Source organism: Dyadobacter ginsengisoli DSM 21015, assembly GCF_059568735.1.
The window spans coordinates 75,408-96,378 of the sequence record NZ_JCANTY010000001.1; the positions used below are offsets into that span (position 1 = coordinate 75,408).

Sequence of the window (20,971 nt, forward strand, 5' to 3'; positions counted from 1 at the left end):
CTGTCGGGCAGTTGAACAGTCTTTGGCCGCCTGAGGCCTCTTCCCAGATTTTCTGACATTATCCAGACCGCCGGCATTGAGCCGGCGGTACCGGAAGGCCGTGGCCGCTTTCCGAAGAAAGCCAATTACCCATTGCTAATCCCAAACTTAGATAACATGTTAAATTCATGAATAAGATATACTTCATATTATCGGTCATCCTGCTTGGTCTGGTATCCTTTCAAGTGCATTCGCAATCGATACATCCGGGCGTTCCCTTTAACGCTCAAGACCTGGCTCAACTGCGAATTGATATTAACTCGGAGCCATGGAAAACACCTTATCAAACCTTTAAGAATGGCGCGAATCTCTCGTACATAGCCGCTCCGGCGGTGGAGGTCAGCCGTGCTCCGAATATTGACGCCGCCCGTACGGCTTGGAGCCGCGATATGAATATGGCTTTCAATTTGAGCATGGTGTATGCCCTTACCGGCCAGGAATCTTACGCCGCAACCGCAAAGCAAATCCTTGTCGACTGGGCGCGGGTTAATAAAAAATGGAGCGGTGATGAGGACTTTCTCGACCTGGGTGATTATGCCGATAAGTTTACCGCCGCGGCAGACATTCTCAAATCGACCTATCCCGGATGGACTTCTCAGGACACCGAGTTGGTGAATGGTTGGTTTACGAACGTGCTCTGGCCCGTTGTGGACGTTCCCAATCCGACCAGAGGCGCCAATCAGGGGGCTATCCAGCTCAAAGCGGCGATAGGAATAGCGGCGTTTTTACAGGACCCAGCCAAATGGAATGCCGCCGTGCAGTCGCTGAGGGCAGGTGCGAGCGGTTTGGCCAATAGCCTTGCAAACGGACAGGTTGGGGATTCGGGACGGGACGAAGGCCACTGGCGCGGGCAGGTGGAAGCATTGGCGTGGTGTCTGGAGGTTGTCTGGAAGCAGGGCATCGATCTGTATTCAGAACTTGACAACAGGATGCTGCGAATCGTCGAGCTTTATGCGCATTTTCATCAGGATAAGACGCCCTTCATCAATCAATATATTCTCTCGGGCAGCACTTATGCCTGCTGGACCAATTGGGGAAGCGATGGTTCGGCTAAATTCAATCTGAATGCCTATGAGATCATCCGCAATGCCTATACCCATCGAAAGGGTATTGCTACGCCCTATGTCGATATGTTTTTGCAAAGACCGGAAGGCGTTGTCAATACAGGGAATTTCTTTTATCACAAAACGTCGGACAATTCAACGGCCGCGCAGTTACCTGCCATAGTGCCGCCCGCCGTGCAACCGGTGGGGACGTTGACCAATCTTGCAGTAGGAACAGTCGGAATTGTTGGCTCATCAGCTCTCAATGCGGGCACCTGGACGGTCAAAGGTGCAGGCACAGGCCTGCCGGTACCAGCCCTGACAGATCCGGATGGTTTTAACTTTGCATTTCAAAAGCAAACCGGTGACGTGGTGCTGGTAACCAAGGTCAATACGGTAGATGGTCCTGCGAATGCCCGTGGAGGTATTCTGATGCGGGAGTCGCTGGCTGCTGATTCCAAATATGTGGGGATTTTTATCAATGCGCAGGGAGGTGTCACTTCCACCTGGCGTGGGGCGACTGCTTGGAGCAAGACCAACGTTTCCTGGAATAATCCGCCTCGGGGATTTCTGCCCCATGGCTGTTTTTCGGCTCCTTATTGGCTGAAAATGCAGCGGATAGGTAGCCGTGTAACCGCATTCGATTCGCCCGACGGTGTGAACTGGACGGCTTTGGCGGAAGTCGAAATTCCGATGAATGACGATGTGCATGCCGGTCTTGGCGTTACCTCGGGGAGTACTTCGGAAGTGGCTACCGCTACATTCTCGGAACTGCAAATGTCCAGCTCCGCGCCTGACGGTTCTCCGGTTATCCAAAGCGCCACAGCTGAGTCGGCAGCAGTGGGTGCAAATTTTCAGTATCAAATCCAGGCTAGCGGTACTCCGACTGCATTTTCAGCAGACGGCTTGCCAGCTGGTTTGGCAATTGATACCTCAACTGGAGTTATATCAGGAATTCCTACCGGAACGGGTAGCAGGAATATAACCCTGGGCGCGACCAATGCGTCGGGCACGGGTAATGCGATCCTTGTCCTTGATGTTACGAGCGGCACAGCTCCCGCCCCGCCTGCTTTGACGAGCGCGAGCCGGACCGTCGATGATCGGATCAATCTGACCTGGGCTGCATCGGTTGACGCCAATACCTATACCATCCGGCGCTCTGCGACACCCGGTGGGCCGTACCAACAGATCGCCTCCGGAGTTAACTTGACCTTTTTCACAGACCTTACCGCCGAACCAGGCATGAATTATTATGTGATAACGGCGTTTTCGGGCGAACTGGAAAGCGGCTTGTCCAACGAGCTTTCCGCCGAGCTTCCGCCGCTGGTGCCTTCGCGCCCTGTTGTAAACAATGGTGATGCTCAGGTGACGCTGAGCTGGCAGGCGGCCGAAGCAGCGGCGACATATAAAGTAAAAAGAAGCAGCGCGGCCGGCGGTCCCTACACCGAGATCGCGACGGGCGTTATCGACACGAGTTTTACGGATCAGTCAGTCACTAATGCCAGTCTTTACTACTACGTCGTCTCAGCGGTGGGTATTACCCTCGAAAGCAACAATTCACCTGAGAGCCTCGGGCTGCCGGGAACGACGTCGAGTATGTGGAAAGTCAGCCCGGCCAGCAAGCTATGGTCGGACGCAGGCAACTGGTTGGGTACTGTTCCGGTATCTCCGGCACTGATCTATTTTGGCGCTTCACAGTCGACAGCCGTTTTACAAAATGACATGGCCAACTTGTCGGTGGCCCGGATGACGTTTACCGACAGCGCCTATCAGCTTGCTGGAAATCAGTTTACGCTCCTTGACGGTGTGGAAAACAATGCAACCAAAACACAGGTCGTTCAGGTACCGGTGGTGTTGGGCAACAATGTGCAGATGATCACCAACGGTAATGTACGTTTCGAAGGTGTAATTTCCGGAAGCAATGCGATCACCAAATCGGGTGTGGGCGTGTTGCACATGAACGGGCTGAATACCTACGCAGGCGGAACGGTGGTGACCGCCGGCACGCTCAAAGTTACAGGCGGGCAGGACGGTTCACCGGCGGGCCCGCTGGGAAGCGGCCTGGTGACCTTGAAACACGGTACGGTGCTCAATTCGACGGATGTAACCAATACGTATATCCCCAACGACATCAAGATTGAAGGAAATGTGCTGTTCCTGAATGGCTGGGAGGCAGATTATGTCAAAATCAGCGGCGGGCTGAAAGGCAACGGTAACATTACCTATGACGGTTCCAGTTACAGCGGACTGGACCTGAACGGGGATAACAGTGAATTTACCGGCACGTTTTCCGCCGTGCGGCGAAGCAGCCGGCAGCGATGCAACTTCACAAATGCCAAGGCCGGCAGCGCGAAAGCCAGCTGGTTTCTGGATGCGAATTTCAGTCGCGATAGCCAGCGAATGCTTTTCAGTGGTGAAATTGAATTTGGCGCATTCTCGGGCGGGGGCACCATTACCGGAGGCCCTGCACCGGTCTTGAAAATCGGGGCACTTAATACGGATACCGAGTTCAGCGGGCAATTATTGAATGCAATATCGCTGATCAAGGTGGGAACCGGCTCCTTCACCATCACTGGCTCCAATTCGAATACTGGCTTCCTCAATGTCGAACAGGGCGGTGTTTTTGTCAATAACAGTGGCAAGGTTTCGAGCGTGGTAACTGTGAAAGGTGGCGCATTCGGGGGCGATGGGAACTGCACGGCGGATATCATCGTCGGCACTGGAAATGGCGGCCAGTTGGTACCGGGCCGAACTCAAAATGCCATTGGTACGCTGACGACCACAGGAAAAACAACGATTAATGCCGATGGCGGCCTGGTCGTTCAGCAGGATTGGTCGGAGATGTTTACCGATAAACTGGTAACCAGTGGCCTGGTTCTCAACAATGCGGCGCTAACGGTGACCAATCTGGGTACTGGCGCGCCTGCCGCAGGCTCACGGTTTTTGGTTGTGGACAATACTTCCGCCACTCCGGTAGCGGGTACATTCGCCGGGCTTGGGGAAATGGCGCTGCTTGATGTCAATGGCTCTCCGTTCCGGATCAGCTACATTGGCGGCGATGGGAACGATATCATTTTATTGGAAGCAAGCACGGTAACCAGCGTTGTTCCCCAGAAAATAACAGGCCTTACTGCAACCGGCGAAAGTACCAGTTCAATTCAGGTTTCATGGATCAAGTCTGCTGATTCGGATGTGGTTTCTGCCTATATCCTGAAAAGAAGCAGCTCAGCGTCCGGCCCGTTCGAGCAGATCGCGGAACTGACCGATACCGTCTTTACCGATACGGGCCTGGATTACGAAACCACCTATTATTATACGGTTTTAGCCAAAAACTACGTAGGCGAAAGTCCGGCTTCGGATGTCGCGTCGGCAGCAACGAATGAACTTCTCGCTCCCTCAGTATTAGGAGGGCTGCTCGCGACCGGCGCCGATGCCAAAGTGTACCTGGGATGGACAACGCCCGTCGATGTGACCGGCTATAAGATCATCCGTGCCACCTCGGCCGACGGCGTGCAGGGCCGTACCGAGTTGAGCGCAACGGCAAACCCATTTGTGGATTCGGGCGTGACCAATGGAATAACATATTATTATTGGATTTCAGCCGTCAATCAAAAAGGAGAGGGACCGCAATCGTCATTTAGCCCCGTGACGCCGGAGAGCGGAAGGCATTTGTATTATCAGTTCGCGGAGACGAACGGGGCCCGGGCCGTGGATTCATGGTCCAGAAAGGATGCTACCCTGGGAGCGGCAGCTTCCCGGGTACAGGGAAAATCGGATAACGGGGTACAACTGATCGGTACGCCAATGTCCTTTGTTTCCGTGCCGAATGGCGTAATGGATGGCCTGACAAACTTTACGGCCTCCATCTGGATCAGACTCGATGCCAGCAACAATTGGGAACGCGTTTTTGATTTCGGGGCGGGATCGGCATATATGTTTCTTTCATCGCGCAACGGAAATACCGGGACTGTACGATATGCCATCAAAGCGGCAACCGGTAACGAGCAATCGGTGACAGCGCCGGGACCTGCGCTGCCTTTGAACACCTGGACACACATCGCCGTCACCCAAAATGGCAACCTGGTGATCCTGTATATCAATGGCGCCGAAGTGGCGAGAAATGCTGCGCTGACCCTGAACCCTTCGGTGATCGCAGGCTCTGCGAAAAACTATCTGGGTAAGAGCCAATTCACCAGCGATCCCAATCTGAATGGAACGATTGATGAGTTCAGGATTCACAACAGGGCACTTTCCGCTCAGGAAGTCCAGGATATTGTTAAGCTTAATCTCGGCAAACCACAGGTAGTTACCGGGCTCGCAGCTACGGCCCAGGGCGCTACCTCTGCAACTATCAGCTGGGCGCAGGCTCCCGCTGCGGATCTGGTAACTTCGTACGTGATCAAACGGGCTACCGCTGAGACAGGACCTTTTGAACCGGTCGCCGAAACAGCCCAGACTACTTATCTGGACAAGCCGCTGGTAGCCGAAACGACCTATTATTATCAGGTCTCAGCCAAAAATATGGCAGGAATGAGTGACGATTCGGGTGTAGCTTCGGTGACCACGGGAGAACTTCCCATGCCGTCGGAAATTACAAACCTGATCGCCGCCGGTGCTGATGCGAAGATTATCCTGACCTGGACGCCGGCAGCCGATGTAGAAGGTTATAAGATCATCCGGTCGACCTCATCGGATGGACTGCAGAATAAGGTCGAATTCACTTCCGGTTCAGCGAGTTTTATGGATACCGATGTCACTAACGGCACCCGTTATTATTACTCCGTGCTCGCTTTCAATGCCAAAGGAAATGGCCCGGCAGGTGCCTGGCAATCGGTTTCCGCTGTCCAGGGACGCCACAGCTATTGGAACTTAAACGAGTCGGCGGGGAACAGCGCACTCGACTCCTGGTCCAGACGCGACGGCACGCTCGCCGCAGGGGCGGCATGGGCTGTGGGTAAAACCGGGAATGGGCTGAAATTGAATGGTACGGCGACATCCAATATGCAGCTCCCCGCGGGCATAGTCAACGGCCTGACCAATTTTACCATTGCCATGTGGGTAAAACTGGATGCAGCCACAGACTGGATGCGAGCATTTGATTTCGGGTCTGGCACGACCAGCTACATGTTTGTTACTGTGCGGAATGGCGCCACTAAAACCATCCGGTACGCGATCAAGCAGGGGAGCCCCGCCGAGCAGCAGCTTACCGCGCCGGGAGCGGCTTTGGCGGTCGGCGCCTGGACCCACATCGCCGTCACGCAAAACGGACAAACCGGTGTCTTGTACGTGAATGGGGTCGAGGCAGCCAGGAACACTGCCATGTCCCTGAATCCATCCTCGTTGGGTAATACCACGCAAAACTGGCTGGGGAAAGCCCAGTTCAACGATCCGGTGCTGAATGGCGTGATCGATGAGTTTCAGATCTATAACCAGGCACTGACCGTGACTGAAATCAATGAGCTGATGGCGAACAATGCATTGCCGGTCAATCTTGTGCATTTCTCCGGGCAAGCTGGCAGGGAAGGCAATGTGCTTTCCTGGACAACTGCCGGAGAGACCAACAACAGGGGATTCGAGGTGGAAAGAAGCTGGGATGGCAAGCATTTCGGGAAGATCGGTTTTGTAGATGGCGCAGGAACGTCAACTGCACAAGCCAGCTACCAATACTTGGATGCCAAGCCGCTCGCAAGTGCATATTACCGCTTGAAGCAGCTGGATTTTACCCAGCGGACCGAGTTCTCGCGGATCATTCACATAAAAAATGATTCGGGGTTGCAGGTGCGTGCCTTTCCCAATCCGGTACGCGGTTTGCTGAACCTGGATGTGCCGGAAACCGATGGTCACCTGGTGGTCCGTAATATGGCAGGTGTGATCGTCGATGAAAAAATGAATTATCAGGCAGGCAGCTACGATACCTCCAGGCTTTCAGAGGGGACCTATCTGGTCTCTATCGGAGAATATACCTTCCGGGTATTCGTCCGGTAATGTGACGTCAACTACTCCATGAAGCCGGTTTACCCGGTTTCATGGAGTAGTTAGCCGTTTAAAAATAATAAATGTAAAACTTACACTTATTTAAAATTTATATTGATATTTGCGGACTTTCTATGAAACTATTGTGAGCTGCTGAAAGTGATTGTTTTAATATAAAATTAGCCGGTGATCTTTTCCCGTATAGTATGCGGACGTATCATTGTGTAAATTTTTATAAATGTCAAATTGACATATAAAATATAATCAATGAACCAACAACCAATAACTATATCAATGGGTTTTAACAAAGTGCTTGAAGATCTGTTTCCGACAGAGCAACAAATTCCCACGGAATTTGACTTGCCCGGACAGGTCCATCAGCGGGAATACCTGAGTGCAGGTGAAATGAAAATCTGGAATGGCCCTGTTCATGAGGTCTTTTCCCCGGTCTGCGTGAAAACAGAACAAGGCTTGCAACGAAAGTTGATTGGCAGTTACCCGTTGTGTACGGCAGCCGAAGCCGCAGAGGCGCTTGACGCGGCTGTTGCAGCTTATAACCATGGTCGCGGCGAGTGGCCTACGATGGGAGTAGCAGAGCGCATCCATGCGGTGGAGATTTTTACAGGCCGAATGATCGAGAAAAAGGACATTATCGTCAAGCTCATCATGTGGGAGATCGGAAAATCGTTTGCCGACTCCGTAAAGGAATTTGATCGTACTGTCGAGTACATCTATGCTACGATCGATGCGCTCAAGAATATCGACCGTGACTCATCCGGATTTCAGATCGTCGACGGCATCGCTGCACAGGTGAGACGCTCACCGTTGGGCGTCGTGCTGTGTATGGGGCCGTTCAATTATCCGCTTAACGAGACATTTACCACCCTGATCCCGGCGCTGATCATGGGTAATACCGTGCTTTTCAAACCCCCAAAATTCGGGACGCTGCTGCATTATCCGTTGCAAGATGCGTTTCGGGATTGTTTTCCCAAGGGTGTCGTGAACATCATTTACGGCAGGGGCAATGCGATTGTGCCCGCATTGATGCAGTCGGGAAAAATCAATGTGCTGACGCTGATCGGATCCAGCAAAGTAGCCAATGAGCTCAAAAAATCGCATCCCAAGGTAAACCGGCTGCGCGCTGTGCTTGGCCTGGATGCAAAAAACGCGGCTATCGTTACCGCCGACGCCGATATCGACCTGGCAGTTAAAGAAGTTGTCACCGGCGCATTGTCCTTTAACGGGCAGCGGTGCACGGCTTTAAAGATTATCTGGGTACACCGCCTTATTGCCGACGCGTTCCTCGAAAAGCTTGGCAAAGCCATAGCGCAGCTCAAATTCGGGATGCCTTGGGAAAAAGGAGTGTCGCTGACCCCACTTCCCGAGCCGAATAAAGTGGAATACCTCCATGAATGCATTGCCGACGCCGAAGCCCATGGAGCATATGTTGTCAATGAGAACGGAGGAAGCTCCCGCGGATCGTTCTTTTACCCGGCCGTGGTGTATCCTGTTAATCAGCAAATGAAACTGTATCATGAAGAGCAGTTTGGGCCTATTGTACCGGTAGCGGTGTTCGACGAGCTGGAAGAACCGATCCAGTTCCTGATCGATTCAACTCACGGGCAGCAGGTCAGCATATTCAGTGAAAATGCCCGGGAGGTTGCTTCCCTGATAGACCCGCTTATCAACCAGGTGAGCAGGCTTAATATCAATAGTCAATGCCAGCGCGGACCGGACATCTTTCCGTTCACGGGCAGGAAAGACAGCGCTGAGGGGACGCTCTCGGTTACCGATGCCATCAGGGCATTTTCGATCCGGTCGCTCGTCGCATTTAAGACCAACGCGTCTAATCAGGACATGGTCAATCAGATAATCCATGAGGGCCACTCCAAATTTTTAAGTACAAAATTTATTTTTTAGGTTAAGCTGGGTAGGTAGTTTTCATTGACCGGAGGCCAACGGCTTCCGGTCAATTTCTTTTGATCGCTTTTCACGTTTGCATTGGCCGGTTGAATTTTGACGTTTACTGTATAGCGTTCCTGTTTCAAAAGTCTGCATTAATTTAGCCTAACCGAAGGAATGATTGTGCCCCATAGAGAAACCGTATATGAAAGTTCAGTAAGACAAATAGGATATTGATTTCTCTCTTCATTATTGTCGCTCCTTTTGATGATGCCGGTCCAGGCCAATTAAAATCCTGTGAACATTGGTTTGTGGGTTTCAGGAAACTGGTGTTTTTCTTAAAGGATATGGGAGCGATGAGTGGGGAGAGAAGGGGAAAGGGAGGATTGGGAGGAAAGGGAGGATTGGGGACTGGGCGCTCTTTTTTGTTGCCAGTAGCCCCGGCAGGTAAAAAAATGCCGAAATGTATTGTGCGCCAGCGAATATCTGCATTTGTTTTTCCCGTGACGGAATTCAAACTCCGCTGCATAAATATTACAAACCCGAGATTTATTTTTAATTTCCGCCTAAGTACTTAATCATTCAAACTTAAACTTCTGAATTGACATGAAAACAAAACGCTACATCTTGCTGATGGTGATCGCAATCAGTGTATGCTCGATCGCAACACGAAAGGCAGTCACGGCTGATGACCTGGTTGGCACCTGGAAGTACCTGATCAGCGACGTTCCTCCGGAATACGAATCGGGACTTTTGGTTTTTGAGCAAAAGGATAATAAGACAGTCGGGTACGTGGAGGCCGCCGAAAAGAATGAAATGCAGGAATTGACAGTTGATCAGGGAAAAGTCACCTTTACAACAGAGAACCAGAATGGCGTCTTCAAATACAGCTTCGTGCAAAAAGGCGATACACTCACCGGAATGATCGGCTCCCAATATGGAGATTTTCCGATCAAAGCTGTGAGGCAGGCTAAGAAGTAATTTTCTACGAACCTGAGATTGCCGCAAAACACCCGGATATTGTCACGATCACCCCGCATGTACGTACCTCGGTCATTCTAGATTTGTGCAAACTTTAAACCAATTGCAAACACAATGAGAAAGGTCAGGATCATGGAGCATGTTTCACTCGACGGGGTGATGCAGCACGACGCCAGCGAAGGTTTTACACATACCGGTTGGACGACACCATATCGAACTCCGGCCGGGTTACAGGCCGTAATGGAGGCGCAGGGGAGCGCCTTCGATCTGTTGCTTGGCCGCCGCACTTACGATGCCTGGACCAATTACTGGCCGAAAGCCGGGGATAACCCGATGGCCAATGCGCTGAACGCCGCAACGAAATACGTCGCGACACATAGGCCGCACAGCCTCGAGTGGGGACCGGTACAGGGCTTAGGCACGGACATCGTAGCGCGTATTCAGGGTCTCAAGTCAACGGACGGCCCAGACCTGATCGTAGGCGGAAGTTCGACGCTGACATCCCTGCTGCTCGGGCAGGGACTGGTGGATGAGGTTGTGCTAATGGTGTACCCTGTATTGCTGGGTCATGGCAAACGCTTCTTTTCGGATACCGCCGATCCGCGCGAACTGGCTTTCGTGAGCACGAAGGTGACGCCTACCGGCGTGCTCATCAATACTTATCGGTACGTGGGACCGCTGGCCAAGGCGGGCATGTAGATTTATTTCGTCTGAAGGAGAATACACAGATAAAAAGGAACAATCCTGTTATTTTAGGACTGTTCCTTTTCTTACTTAATATCTTTCCTGATTAATCATGCAGGAGATTCATCCTCTTGCTGAATGAGCTACTGTTTTACAATCTTGAAAGCCTTTCCATTAACCTTCAGAAGATAAATTCCCGGCTGAAATTTGCTGATATTCAGTCCTTTTGCGGGCTGACAGCGTGGGTTGATGTACGATTTTGGACTGCCCTTTCAAAATTCAGCGGGGTGCCATTTGATAGCGAAAATTTCAACGGAATCCGGTGGGCTGGGCGATTCGATGAATAACAAATTGGTTGGGGGGATTGGGGTAAACCTTGATTTTTAGATCCTCTTCAAACCGGATGGAAACTGTTCGTGAAAAAGCGCATGCACCGTCGTTGTGGTCCGCCGCGCGGTCGATCTGCTGTATTGTTCGTCGCATTGGATGAAGCGGTCAATGAAATCCATTGTGTGCCGTCCCAACCGACGAGCCGCAGGTTGGCCGCCGTAGCAAAGCTGGAAACTCAGGAATGGAAACGGTGGACAGGATCAGAACTTTAGTTTCAGAGTGAAAATTTCTGATATGATGGATGAGCATGGTGAGGTCATTGTCCGGCATAATCCAGCAGCATCATGCACAACCCAAAGCGGACGATACTGTGATCGTGGGCTGCTAAAACTCTTTTCATCATGTCGATTCCTGGCCATGTAAAGAAATGGCTTTTCCGGAAGCGAAGTTTCAATCCAGGTCGAACGCAGCCACAATCTACGCGGCAAAAGCGACCTGAAGCGTCTGAATTACTACAATGTTTGTGTAGAAAAAAACACGACAAGGAGGCGATGGCACTCCCGGAGTCATCGAATAAAGCTTTCGAGTTCCCACCTGATCCCTTCCATCCAATATCCCCGATCATCCATTTCTGCATATTCTTCCTGTCTGAAACGAACCGTCCAAAATGACGAGGTTGGGGAATTCTCATCGGGTATACGGACGGTTATATCAGGATTGTCTTTCGTTGCTGGTATCGACGCAGCAATTTTCTTCGCTTCTTCGATTGCCTCTTTTTGTGTCATATGGCGTGTTGTTGCAAGATTTCTCAAACTCTCTACCGGTAAAGTAGATAAAAGATAAGTAAATTTTGTGCTGCCCCGGCGGAGTTTTTTAGCGAAATATGTAGCGGCTGCGTCAATGGCGGCGCGAAGTGTTCGGATAGCTTTCTGTTTGAAAACCAGCGTTTTTGATATCTGGTGCGCTGGCCTTGTCTCGGTGGTAATGTGCTTGTATACACGTGGTGCCGGCTTGTTGTGTTCGGTAATCGGTAAGGCGTATGGGGGCGTAACGATGCATCATATGGTAAGTAAGCGGGTTTCTTCGCTTTATACATCATGGCAAAGAAACAAACCGCAATTGCAGCCAGGAATGCAGATTCAACTACTCAAACCATGGATTCGAACCCACTTTTGACCCGGCGCGAAATGCTGGGAATAACCGGTATGGCCGGTTTATCAGCCCTGACAGGAAGTACAGCCTTTGTTTCTGCGCAGAAACGGCCTCGTATCGCCTGTCTCGTTACCTATTGGGGTGCTACCAGATCGCATGCGGACTGGATCGTCACCAAGCTGCTGGACGGCTATTGGTGGCAGGGTGCCCACACGCCTTCGCGGGTGGATGTGGTGTCGGTCTATATCCATCAGTTTGAAACAAGCGGACTGGGCCAGAAAATATGTAAATCGAAGAACATTCCGATCTTCAAGACAGTAGGCGAGGCCGTTACGTTAGGCGGGAAGGAACTTGCGGTGGATGGGGTCGTGATAGTGGGGGAGCATGGTGAATATCCGACGAATCTCAAGGGACAGTGGCTCCTGCCGCGCTGGTGGATCTACGAGAAAGTAATGCGGGTTTTCGAACAGAGCAAGCGCTCGGTGCCGGTTTTCAACGACAAGCACCTCTCTTACAATTGGGACGAGGCCAAATGGATGTTTGACAAATCCCGCGAGCTGAATTTTCCTCTGACCGGCGGTTCCTCCATTCCGGTGTATTTTCGCAAGCCCGAGATCGAACTCGACATCGATACGCCCGTCAAGGCATCGGTAGTTATTGGTGGCGCTTCTGACGAAGGAGCCCTTTTCCATTGTGTGGATGTGTTGCAGGCCTTTGTGGAGCGTCGCAGGGGAGGAGAAACAGGGGTGAAATCGGTGCAGTGTATCCGGGGGCCGGAAACATGGAAATGGACCGAACAAAATCCATGGGCCGTGAAGCTGCTGGAATCAGTACGGACGAAGTTTGATCTGAAACCGGGGCATTTTCAGGAGATTGCCAAACCAAACGTGTGTATCGTGGAATATAATGACGGGACAAAAGCGGCAATATATTCAGGGCAGGGAGTGGGGTGGACCTATGCCGGCGAAATCGAAGGGCGCATGGACCCGACGATCATCTCGATGCTGGACTGGCCGGGCCCCTTCTCGCAATACCACGCCTCCAACTCCCAACCGCACTGGATTACCGAGATGATGGTGACCGGAAAAGAGCCGTTCAATGCGGAGCGGTTGCTATTGTCGACCGGGATCACGGCGTATAACATGGAATCGAACTGGGAGAACGGTAAGTACTCCGCCGTCGGACGTCGCATTGAGACGCCTTTTATGAATATGAAATACCGCTCGACGCGCGGCGCGCAGTTCAGCACGGGAGAGCGCCCGCCGAATGTGCCATACATGCGCGGGTTTGCGGAGTGAGTTTTCAATTTTGAATGATTTCGGTCTGGAGCCGGAAGGATACTGACTTCCTGATCCCACTGCAAAAACAGGCCGAATCGTTTTAAAACTGGCGAATAATCTTATCTTTGTGTACCAAAAAAAGTACACCATGGCAATAATAGAAACAACCAGCCGGCAGTTCAGGGAGCGGCAAAAGGATTTTTTTGAAATGGCCGATAAAGGGGAGAAAGTGGTCATCAGGAGAGGTCGCAAACAATCTTATGTGCTTACTCCCGTCTCTGAAGATGATTTGTACTTTACTCCGGAGATGATCCAACGCATAAAAGACGCGCAACAGGAGATCAGGGAGGGAAAGTCTACCGTCATCAAGAGTAAGGAGGAGCTCGATGCTTTTTTTGACAACCTGTGATATATACAATCATTTTTTCAGATAAAGCGAAAGAAGATTTGCAGTTCCTGAAAAGATCTGAACCACAGGCTTATAAGAAAGCAAGGCTGCTAATAGAAGAATTCTCGGAACATCCTAAAACAGGACGGGGGAAACCGCAGCTAAAAAAGCATGATCTCGCAGGATTATATGCCAGAAAGATAACCGACAAGCACAGGCTGCTATACTCTGTTGATGATGATACCATTACAGTAGACATTATTTCTGCCAGGGGGCACTATGATGATAAATAGTGCATGGTGTTTTTTGTACTTTCTTTTCATTTAATCCGCAATTCCGAAAGTAGCATATACTATGAACTAATTAATCAATGAAACGCAGAGACGTTATTAAGAGCCTGACACTTTTGCCGGCTGCCGGTAGTATTCTTCCAAAGCAATCCTCATTATCGGTTCCTGTTGCCGGAAATAACCTTCCTCCGAAGCCGATGCCTGATTTGCATCGCGATGCATTCGTAATGGACGGGCATACGCATGTCATGAGCCGCGAACTGATCTTGAAAACCGATATCGGCCAGCGGTATCCGGATGGGACAGTGGATCTTCCAAGGGCAAAAGAAGGGGGATTGGATGCGATGTTCTTTTCGGTTTATACACCTGAGAACTATTACCCCGGAAGGTTTGAGACAAAGAACACTTTTCGTGTCGTGAATCTTGCATTGGATCAGATCAAAAAGAATAATGCGGTAATAGAGCTCGCACTCACCGCTTCCGACATCGAGCGGATCAATAAAAAAGGCAAAATGGCAGCCTTCCTGGATTTGGAAGGCGGTTACGACCTTTATGGAGATCTCGACCTGCTGCGCGCTCTTTATAAGCTGGGCCTGCGCTCTATGCAGCTGACCGCTCACAGTACCACGAATGCTTTTATAGACGCCTGCAACGATGTGTACACCTGGGGCGGCATTAATGATCATGGCAAAGCGGTGATCAAAGAAATGAACGATCTAGGCATGGTCATCAATGTGGCCCACGCATCCAATGACGGCATCATTCAATCGGTGGCTGCCAGCCGTCACCCGGTGATCTATAGCCATGGTGGCTTTCACAAAATTGTTGATCATCCCCGTTGTATTACCGACGAAGCTGCAAAAGCAATCGCCGCAAAAGGGGGCGTTATCGGCGTGCATTTCGGCAGCCTCTTCAACAACCCGAAATACTGGGCGTGGCAGAGACCGAACAACCCAGTCAGGGTGCAGCCCAATCCGCAGCCTAAAACACCGCGGATTCTTGCACCCCAGGTTACCACGCAAACCATTGAAGAAGTTGACAAGGAGTTTGCGCGCGAGCTTCCATTTACTTTCAATGGCACCATTCCCGACGAATACTGGATGCATGTAGATCAGCTGGCGAAAGTGATCGACTATGGCGTGAAGCTAGTTGGCGAGGATCATATTGCCCTGGGCTCCGATCTAGACGGCGGGCCCGAATTGCCGCGGGAAATCAAAGACATCAGCGACTTTCCACAGATCACCATCGCGATGCAAAAGCTGGGTTACAGTGATCAGCGAATCAAAAAGATACTTGGGTTAAACTGGCTCCGTGTAATCCGGCGCGTAACCGAAGGAAAATGAGCATGTTGAATGTCCCGATCCGACCGGGGTGCCGAGCCCTTAACAATGCAAACCGCTTTGTCAGGGGCTCGTTCTTATTCAGATTTCAATTTTCGCTTCTTCGATTTTTTCGCTATTTCATTAAAATCAAGGCATAGGTTTATAAAGTATTCAAAGTCTTTTCTTGCCTTAATTCCGTCCGGACTTACGTAGCAGTAGCCTTTGTATTCTTTTCCTTTCATCAGCATTGTCTGGTAGCCATTTTTCTCTGCAACTTCCTCCTGCAATTTTGGATCGAAACGGCACATTAAGTTTTCTCCGCTTACACAAACACACGTTTTCCCGTTTACCATAAAATTCAAACCATTGAACATTTTCTTTTCTTCAATTTCCAAATGGGGAATTTCGGCAAGGTATTCTCTTACTCTTTCGGCAAGTTTTATATCGTAAGCCATGGATTGTAAATCAAATAGGTGTTTATAGGGTAGTCAAAACCTCCTTCTGTTCGGTATCTGGACAATATATTGTTTTCTTTTCAATTACTGCGTTTCGGAGCGTCATAAGAAATATAGCCTTGCCACTTCCAGGGTATGCAGGTGTCTCCGATCAGGGTCTCTATAAGTTCCTGAAATATCTTTTCACCGTTTTCGCTGTTAGTCATTATGATAATGGATGTGCCTTTGTCTGTAAAATTGATGTTGTAGTTTCTCCACGGACCTCCGTTTCCTTCTTTAAAGAATGCTTTCCCATATGGGCACTCCATGAGCCCCCATCCAAGCCCGTACGATAAATGAATGGCATCATTCTCATGGGTAGTCTCTTCTGTTATTGGCGGGAACTGTGTTTTGGAATGAATGGCAATCTGCGGCGCGAGCATTTCTTTGTACATATCCCTGCTTAGTCCTTTTTGTTGCATCACATTTTCGATAAACCGCGCGTAATCGGCGATGGTTGTTACCATAGAGCCACCGGAGACGGATACTGTCCGCTTTCTTTTTTTGTCAATACCACCATCATTCATGTGTCCGACGGCCACGTTGTCGTCACCAAATGATTCATGCCACACATAGCCGGTTCTGGTCATTCCTAATGGCTTAAAAATTTTATCCTGAGCTAGTTCGTCAATATTTTTTTGAGTGATCTCTTCAATCGCCAACTGAATGAGCTTGAATCCCTCTCCCGAATAGGCATATTTTGTTCCCGGTGTAAAATATATTTTAATAACACCAGCCGAGTCAAATGCCGGGTCCGGCAGTGTGGGATTGAACCATCTTACATTGGGTAGTCCCGTAGTATGGCTTAAACACATCCGCGCTGTTATCAGCTTCCAGCTGTCATAGTCCCTGAGGTCGGAGAAATACTTGTACTCGCCGATAGGCTTTTTCAGATACTTGTATAACGGCATATCCAAGTCGATAACCTGTTCCTCCACAAGTTTCATAACCAGGTATCCAAACACGGCTTTGCTGAACGATGCCCCGTATACTATCGTAGATGTGTCCAGAAGGGTGTTTTGAGGCTTGTTTTTAAAACCGTAAGATTTAGCGAACACAGTTTCGTTGTCGTTCAGGATTGCCAGGCCCACGCCTTGCACATCGGCGGCTTTCATCAGTCTGTGTACAACCGTGTCGATTTCGGAGACGGTAATCCGGCTTCCGTCGAGCCTCCTGACCGGTGCCTGAGCCCAACAGCAGCTGGTAACGAGTAGCAATGAGAGCACAATTATTGATTTCATGGCTTTGAATGATTAGTTAAGTTGGTGACAGGCAATACCGGTGTGTCCGGTGCCTTAGATTTTACTTTGGAAAAGCTTGCCAAATCCCCCGAAAGGCTCCCAAAGGCATTTAAATGAATACCGACCCTAACCGGCCGCCCGATTTCGGACAAAGTATGTCCGGATTTGCATCCCTGTTCACTGCTTCAATAGTAGCATCTCCGTGAGGTGATATCCGAATTCAACTTGTGCTTATCCTTCATCCGGCCCCCAATACCGGACGGTACTCCCATTGGAGGATTGAAATGAAAACAGGTCAGCAAACTGCTTGCGCGATAAGTAATGCAGGCAACAAAGACTGGTACACGCCGGCTACGTGTCAGGAAACCGGAGACGTAGCCGACGTTCGCTCGCAGGTCTCTGGCTATCACCTCGTGCCCGGTGGATTTAATCACGATTTAAACTGGCGGATTCATCTCCCGTTTTTCAATATTTCCTTTCGCCCCGAACAGCGGCAGCAGAAAAAACAATAATTTAATAAACAAAAGTTTAGTATTTATAAATTTTTGCCACAAATTTGTTTTGCCTCCACTTGCCCTTACCCGGGTTTTGTTGAGGTATCTGTACACAACTTTGGTTGGAGTGGTGGCCCGATCGGATATTCAAGCCGGATCCGGCGGGCCACCAGGGAAATATTAATCAATCATCAAATCAGTTTAAATATGGTAAAAATGGCAGTTTTTGACATGGCTGGCACCACCGTCAATGAGCATAATGTGGTGTACAAAACACTTTGGAAGGCTATCACAGAGAAAGATCCCGATTTCACGCTGGAAGAGGTTTTGGCCGAAGGGGCGGGTAAGGAAAAGCTGCACGCCATCAAGAGCGTGCTCAGCCTGAGAGATATCGACGATCACGAGCTGGCGGTCAGCATCTTCAACCGGTTTCTGATCCTCCTTGCAGGTGCTTATGATACCCAGGAAATCGGGGAGCAACGCAATGCGACACTCGTTTTCAATACTTTAAGGGATAACGATATTGCCGTTGTCCTGAATACCGGTTACAACAGGCAGACCGCCGAGGCACTGGTTAAAAAAATCGGCTGGGAGGAAGGTGTACACTTCGACTGCCTGGTGACGGCATCCGATGTTGCCGGCAACCGGCCAAAGCCCGATATGATTTTTTATGCCATGGACCGGTTGGGTTATACCGAGGCGACTGAAGTTATCAAGGTAGGTGATTCGACAGTTGACATCGAGGAAGGCCAAAATGCAGGCTGTGGTTTGAGTATCGGTATCACCACCGGGGCGCATACCCGTGAACAGTTGGATCAGGCTAATCCCCATTTTATTATCGACGACCTGATCGAACTGTTGCCGATCGTCATGGTGTAAATTCAGGAAATTTTTGCATAGGCTACCTGTTCCAGCCTTTAAAAACTCTTAACAATTTGGTAAAATATTGTTTAGTATTAATAAACAAATGTTTTTCACCTTTGTATCATCAATCTGACATCGAGAACATTAAATGAGCATAGCCAATATTTTAATATTCAACGGGCCGGGAGAAGACATGCAGTTGCTTGAAAGAGAGCTGCCGGCCGCAGGTACCGGTGAAATTCTGGTACGCAATTTATATACGACAATCTGCGGGAGCGACCTTCATACCTTTTGTGGAATGCGGCATGAAAAAACACCGACGATCCTTGGGCATGAAATTGTAGGAGAAGTGGTGCAGATAGGCAGAGAGCATTCGGGGCTCGATTATGCCGGCAAGAAACTGGAAGCAGGTGATATCGTGACATGGAGTATTTTTTCGTCCGATCCGGCGTCTGAAGCATCCCTGAGGGGTATGCCTCAAAAAGCAGGTGGGCTGTTTAAATACGGCCATGCGCAGGTAACGGAGCTTGACGCCTTTCATGGTGGATTGGCAGAGTATTGTATTTTGAAGAAAAACACTGTAGTGCTGAAACTGCCCTCCGGTATTCCTGTGCCTGTGGCGGCGACCATTAACTGCGCAGTCGCGACGGTGGCAGGAGCGCTTCGCCTGGCAGGGAATATTGAAGGGAAACGGGTGTTGATTACCGGTCTCGGTTTGCTGGGAATTGTTTGCGCTGCGATGTGCAAAGACGCCGGGGCGGCCCGTATCGTCACGGCCGACATCAATGCGTCGCGACTTGAACTATCGCGCCGGTTTGGGGCGGACGGTACCTTTACCTTATCCGGGAGAAACGACCTGGCGGAATTTACTTCGGATGAGGAAAAGGTTGATATTGCATTCGATATGAGCGGGGCAGCGGATGCAATGGAAGCTGGCATTGGAGCGCTGGGAGTCGGAGGGACTGCGGTTTGGGTGGGCGCGGTTTTCAATACCAGGCCTGTTGAAATTGATGCTGAGCAAGTTGTGCGGAAATTGATCACGATAAAAGGCCTCCATAATTACAATTATGACGACTTCATAAATGCAGTTGAATTTATGGGTAGCAATCACAACCATTTCCCATTCGATCAGGTGATCGGTAAGGAGTTCAGTCTGACGGATGCACAGTCTGCGTTTGAATACGCACTAGAGTATAAACCCTTGCGCGTGGGTATTCGCCTCGCCGAACTAAAAACAAAATGACCCAGACGTTCAGAAGGCAGCAATGGAAAATGTTGATCCTAACGATGATCTGCTACCTGTTTTTTTACACAGGACGGCACAATTTCGGCTGGGCGGCACATGGAATAGCAGCGGATTTCGATGTGCCTTTTGCTACCATCGGCTGGATCAGTTTTGCAATGCTGGTGGGTTACGCGGTCGGGCAACTGGTCAATGGCAACCTGGCCGACCGGTTCAGTGCCAGGATCATGATGCCGCTGGGCGCCTATCTTTCTATCGGGGCCAATGTGGCGGTCAGCTTTGCCGAGTCATTGGAATGGGTAATGATTCTCTGGGCGTTGAACGGTTTTTTTCAATCAATGGCCTGGGCGCCGGGTGGCAAGATCATTTCCAATTGGTGGGGCGCGGAAGAAAAAGGTAAAGCTTTCGGGTTTTACACGATGGCCGCAGGGCTTTCTTCGGTGGTTACCTACCTGCTTTCGATTTTGATCCTTAAACAGGATCAGGAGTGGCGGATGCTTTTCAGGTTGCCGGTCTTGCTGCTGCTCGTGACTTCCACACTATTTCTCGTTTTTGCAAGGGACAAACCATCGGACCTGGGTTTCCGGGACCTGGACGAAGAAAACACTTTAAAAAGTAGCGAAGACAGCGAAAATTGGCTGACCCGTTACCGCAATGTGTTAAGTAACCGCCGCTTCCTGCTGGTTACACTGGCATTTGCATTTGAAAGCATGGCGCGTTATGGGTTCATTTTCTGGGTACCGGTGCATTACCTGGGAAGTAACTGGAAAGAGAACCCGCATAACCTCTGGGTTACCTTTCTGTTGCCTGTTGGAATGGCGGCGGGAGCCATTTCATTTGGTAATTTGTCCGATACACTTTTTAAGCGAAACCGCATTGCCTCCATCCGGTTCGGGATGATCGCCAGCGCATTCATAGCATTGGTTATTTACGTCGCACCCGCCGAAAACATCGGCTTGCAGGCCGTGGTGATGCTTTTAGCAGGTTTCTTTGTATATGGGCCACAGGCCAACTTCTGGACTTTGTGTCCGGAAATGCTGGGCAATCACCGGACGGGAACCGGCATTGGAATTATGAACATGACCGGATACCTGTTTGCGGCACTTGGTGAGCCGCTATTGGGAAGATTGATAGATATCACCGGAAATACGGCACACATATTTCTCCTCATTGCATTGATCTGCCTGGCATCCGGCCTGGTTATCTCCACAGTAAAAAGCAGTTCGTATATATTTTACCGGTAGTTACTTG

General features: G+C 50.2%; 16 protein-coding genes. 13 read left to right on the top strand and 3 right to left on the bottom strand.

Going from position 1 to position 20,971, the window contains the following annotated elements:
• Positions 1 to 167 precede the first annotated feature (167 nt).
• The 5 genes from BP71_RS00265 (at position 168) to BP71_RS00285 (ending at position 10,637) form a co-directional block, all read left to right on the top strand.
• The gene (locus BP71_RS00265) at positions 168 to 7,067 is read left to right on the top strand and encodes a LamG-like jellyroll fold domain-containing protein (protein WP_496375368.1); all 6,900 of its coding nucleotides are present in this window, start codon (positions 168 to 170) and stop codon (positions 7,065 to 7,067) included.
• Positions 7,068 to 7,349: 282 nt separating this feature from the next.
• The gene (locus tag BP71_RS00270; RefSeq protein WP_496375370.1) at positions 7,350 to 8,975 is read left to right on the top strand and encodes an NADP-dependent glyceraldehyde-3-phosphate dehydrogenase; all 1,626 of its coding nucleotides are present in this window, start codon (positions 7,350 to 7,352) and stop codon (positions 8,973 to 8,975) included.
• 215 nt (positions 8,976 to 9,190) lie between these two features.
• On the top strand, positions 9,191 to 9,535 hold the full coding sequence (locus tag BP71_RS00275; protein WP_496375372.1) for a hypothetical protein: 345 nt from the start codon (positions 9,191 to 9,193) through the stop codon (positions 9,533 to 9,535).
• Positions 9,536 to 9,563: 28 nt separating this feature from the next.
• Positions 9,564 to 9,938: a hypothetical protein gene (locus tag BP71_RS00280; protein ID WP_496375374.1), complete on the top strand. Its 375-nt coding sequence runs from the start codon at positions 9,564 to 9,566 to the stop codon at positions 9,936 to 9,938.
• A 114-nt stretch (positions 9,939 to 10,052) separates the two neighbouring features.
• Positions 10,053 to 10,637 (top strand): dihydrofolate reductase family protein, encoded by a 585-nt coding sequence (locus BP71_RS00285; protein ID WP_496375376.1) that lies wholly within the window; start codon positions 10,053 to 10,055, stop codon positions 10,635 to 10,637.
• Positions 10,638 to 11,518: 881 nt separating this feature from the next.
• Here BP71_RS00285 and BP71_RS00290 read toward each other — a convergent pair.
• Positions 11,519 to 11,737 carry a hypothetical protein gene (locus tag BP71_RS00290; RefSeq protein ID WP_496375378.1) on the bottom strand — a complete coding sequence of 73 codons (219 nt, stop codon included), beginning with the start codon at positions 11,735 to 11,737 and terminating at the stop codon, positions 11,519 to 11,521.
• A 369-nt stretch (positions 11,738 to 12,106) separates the two neighbouring features.
• On the opposite strand from BP71_RS00290, the gene BP71_RS00295 reads away from it, so the two are divergent.
• The 4 genes from BP71_RS00295 (at position 12,107) to BP71_RS00310 (ending at position 15,405) form a co-directional block, all read left to right on the top strand.
• Positions 12,107 to 13,402 (top strand): hypothetical protein, encoded by a 1,296-nt coding sequence (locus BP71_RS00295; RefSeq protein WP_496375380.1) that lies wholly within the window; start codon positions 12,107 to 12,109, stop codon positions 13,400 to 13,402.
• Positions 13,403 to 13,532: 130 nt separating this feature from the next.
• On the top strand, positions 13,533 to 13,793 hold the full coding sequence (locus tag BP71_RS00300; protein WP_496375382.1) for a hypothetical protein: 261 nt from the start codon (positions 13,533 to 13,535) through the stop codon (positions 13,791 to 13,793).
• On the top strand, positions 13,790 to 14,065 hold the full coding sequence (locus BP71_RS00305) for a Txe/YoeB family addiction module toxin (RefSeq protein ID WP_496375384.1): 276 nt from the start codon (positions 13,790 to 13,792) through the stop codon (positions 14,063 to 14,065). Before BP71_RS00300 ends, BP71_RS00305 begins: the two co-directional genes overlap by 4 nt.
• Before the next feature lie 77 nt (positions 14,066 to 14,142).
• Positions 14,143 to 15,405, top strand: a complete 1,263-nt coding sequence (locus BP71_RS00310; protein WP_496375386.1) for a dipeptidase — start codon at positions 14,143 to 14,145, stop codon at positions 15,403 to 15,405.
• 74 nt (positions 15,406 to 15,479) lie between these two features.
• On the opposite strand, the gene BP71_RS00315 is transcribed toward BP71_RS00310, so the two are convergent.
• A complete protein-coding gene (locus tag BP71_RS00315) occupies positions 15,480 to 15,839 on the bottom strand; it encodes a TfoX/Sxy family protein (protein ID WP_496375388.1) in 360 nt (119 codons plus the stop codon).
• 80 nt (positions 15,840 to 15,919) lie between these two features.
• Positions 15,920 to 17,119 carry a serine hydrolase domain-containing protein gene (locus tag BP71_RS00320; RefSeq protein ID WP_496375390.1) on the bottom strand — a complete coding sequence of 400 codons (1,200 nt, stop codon included), beginning with the start codon at positions 17,117 to 17,119 and terminating at the stop codon, positions 15,920 to 15,922.
• Positions 17,120 to 17,403: 284 nt separating this feature from the next.
• Here BP71_RS00320 and BP71_RS00325 point away from each other — a divergent pair, with 284 nt between their 5' ends.
• The 4 genes from BP71_RS00325 (at position 17,404) to BP71_RS00340 (ending at position 20,964) form a co-directional block, all read left to right on the top strand.
• Positions 17,404 to 17,631, top strand: a complete 228-nt coding sequence (locus tag BP71_RS00325; protein WP_496375392.1) for a hypothetical protein — start codon at positions 17,404 to 17,406, stop codon at positions 17,629 to 17,631.
• Positions 17,632 to 17,829: 198 nt separating this feature from the next.
• Positions 17,830 to 18,492 (top strand): HAD-IA family hydrolase, encoded by a 663-nt coding sequence (locus tag BP71_RS00330; RefSeq protein ID WP_496375394.1) that lies wholly within the window; start codon positions 17,830 to 17,832, stop codon positions 18,490 to 18,492.
• A 133-nt stretch (positions 18,493 to 18,625) separates the two neighbouring features.
• Positions 18,626 to 19,720 carry a zinc-binding dehydrogenase gene (locus BP71_RS00335; RefSeq protein WP_496375397.1) on the top strand — a complete coding sequence of 365 codons (1,095 nt, stop codon included), beginning with the start codon at positions 18,626 to 18,628 and terminating at the stop codon, positions 19,718 to 19,720.
• On the top strand, positions 19,717 to 20,964 hold the full coding sequence (locus BP71_RS00340; RefSeq protein WP_496375399.1) for an MFS transporter: 1,248 nt from the start codon (positions 19,717 to 19,719) through the stop codon (positions 20,962 to 20,964). Before BP71_RS00335 ends, BP71_RS00340 begins: the two co-directional genes overlap by 4 nt.
• Positions 20,965 to 20,971: the final 7 nt, after the last annotated feature.

Coding starts and splice junctions, on each gene's coding strand:
- BP71_RS00265 (WP_496375368.1), top strand. CDS start 168: ATGAATAAGATATACTTCATATTATCGGTCATCCTGCTTGGTCTGGTA.
- BP71_RS00270 (WP_496375370.1), top strand. CDS start 7,350: ATGGGTTTTAACAAAGTGCTTGAAGATCTGTTTCCGACAGAGCAACAA.
- BP71_RS00280 (WP_496375374.1), top strand. CDS start 9,564: ATGAAAACAAAACGCTACATCTTGCTGATGGTGATCGCAATCAGTGTA.
- BP71_RS00285 (WP_496375376.1), top strand. CDS start 10,053: ATGAGAAAGGTCAGGATCATGGAGCATGTTTCACTCGACGGGGTGATG.
- BP71_RS00290 (WP_496375378.1), bottom strand. CDS start 11,737: ATGACACAAAAAGAGGCAATCGAAGAAGCGAAGAAAATTGCTGCGTCG.
- BP71_RS00295 (WP_496375380.1), top strand. CDS start 12,107: ATGGATTCGAACCCACTTTTGACCCGGCGCGAAATGCTGGGAATAACC.
- BP71_RS00300 (WP_496375382.1), top strand. CDS start 13,533: ATGGCAATAATAGAAACAACCAGCCGGCAGTTCAGGGAGCGGCAAAAG.
- BP71_RS00310 (WP_496375386.1), top strand. CDS start 14,143: ATGAAACGCAGAGACGTTATTAAGAGCCTGACACTTTTGCCGGCTGCC.
- BP71_RS00315 (WP_496375388.1), bottom strand. CDS start 15,839: ATGGCTTACGATATAAAACTTGCCGAAAGAGTAAGAGAATACCTTGCC.
- BP71_RS00320 (WP_496375390.1), bottom strand. CDS start 17,119: ATGAAATCAATAATTGTGCTCTCATTGCTACTCGTTACCAGCTGCTGT.
- BP71_RS00325 (WP_496375392.1), top strand. CDS start 17,404: ATGAAAACAGGTCAGCAAACTGCTTGCGCGATAAGTAATGCAGGCAAC.
- BP71_RS00330 (WP_496375394.1), top strand. CDS start 17,830: ATGGCAGTTTTTGACATGGCTGGCACCACCGTCAATGAGCATAATGTG.
- BP71_RS00335 (WP_496375397.1), top strand. CDS start 18,626: ATGAGCATAGCCAATATTTTAATATTCAACGGGCCGGGAGAAGACATG.
- BP71_RS00340 (WP_496375399.1), top strand. CDS start 19,717: ATGACCCAGACGTTCAGAAGGCAGCAATGGAAAATGTTGATCCTAACG.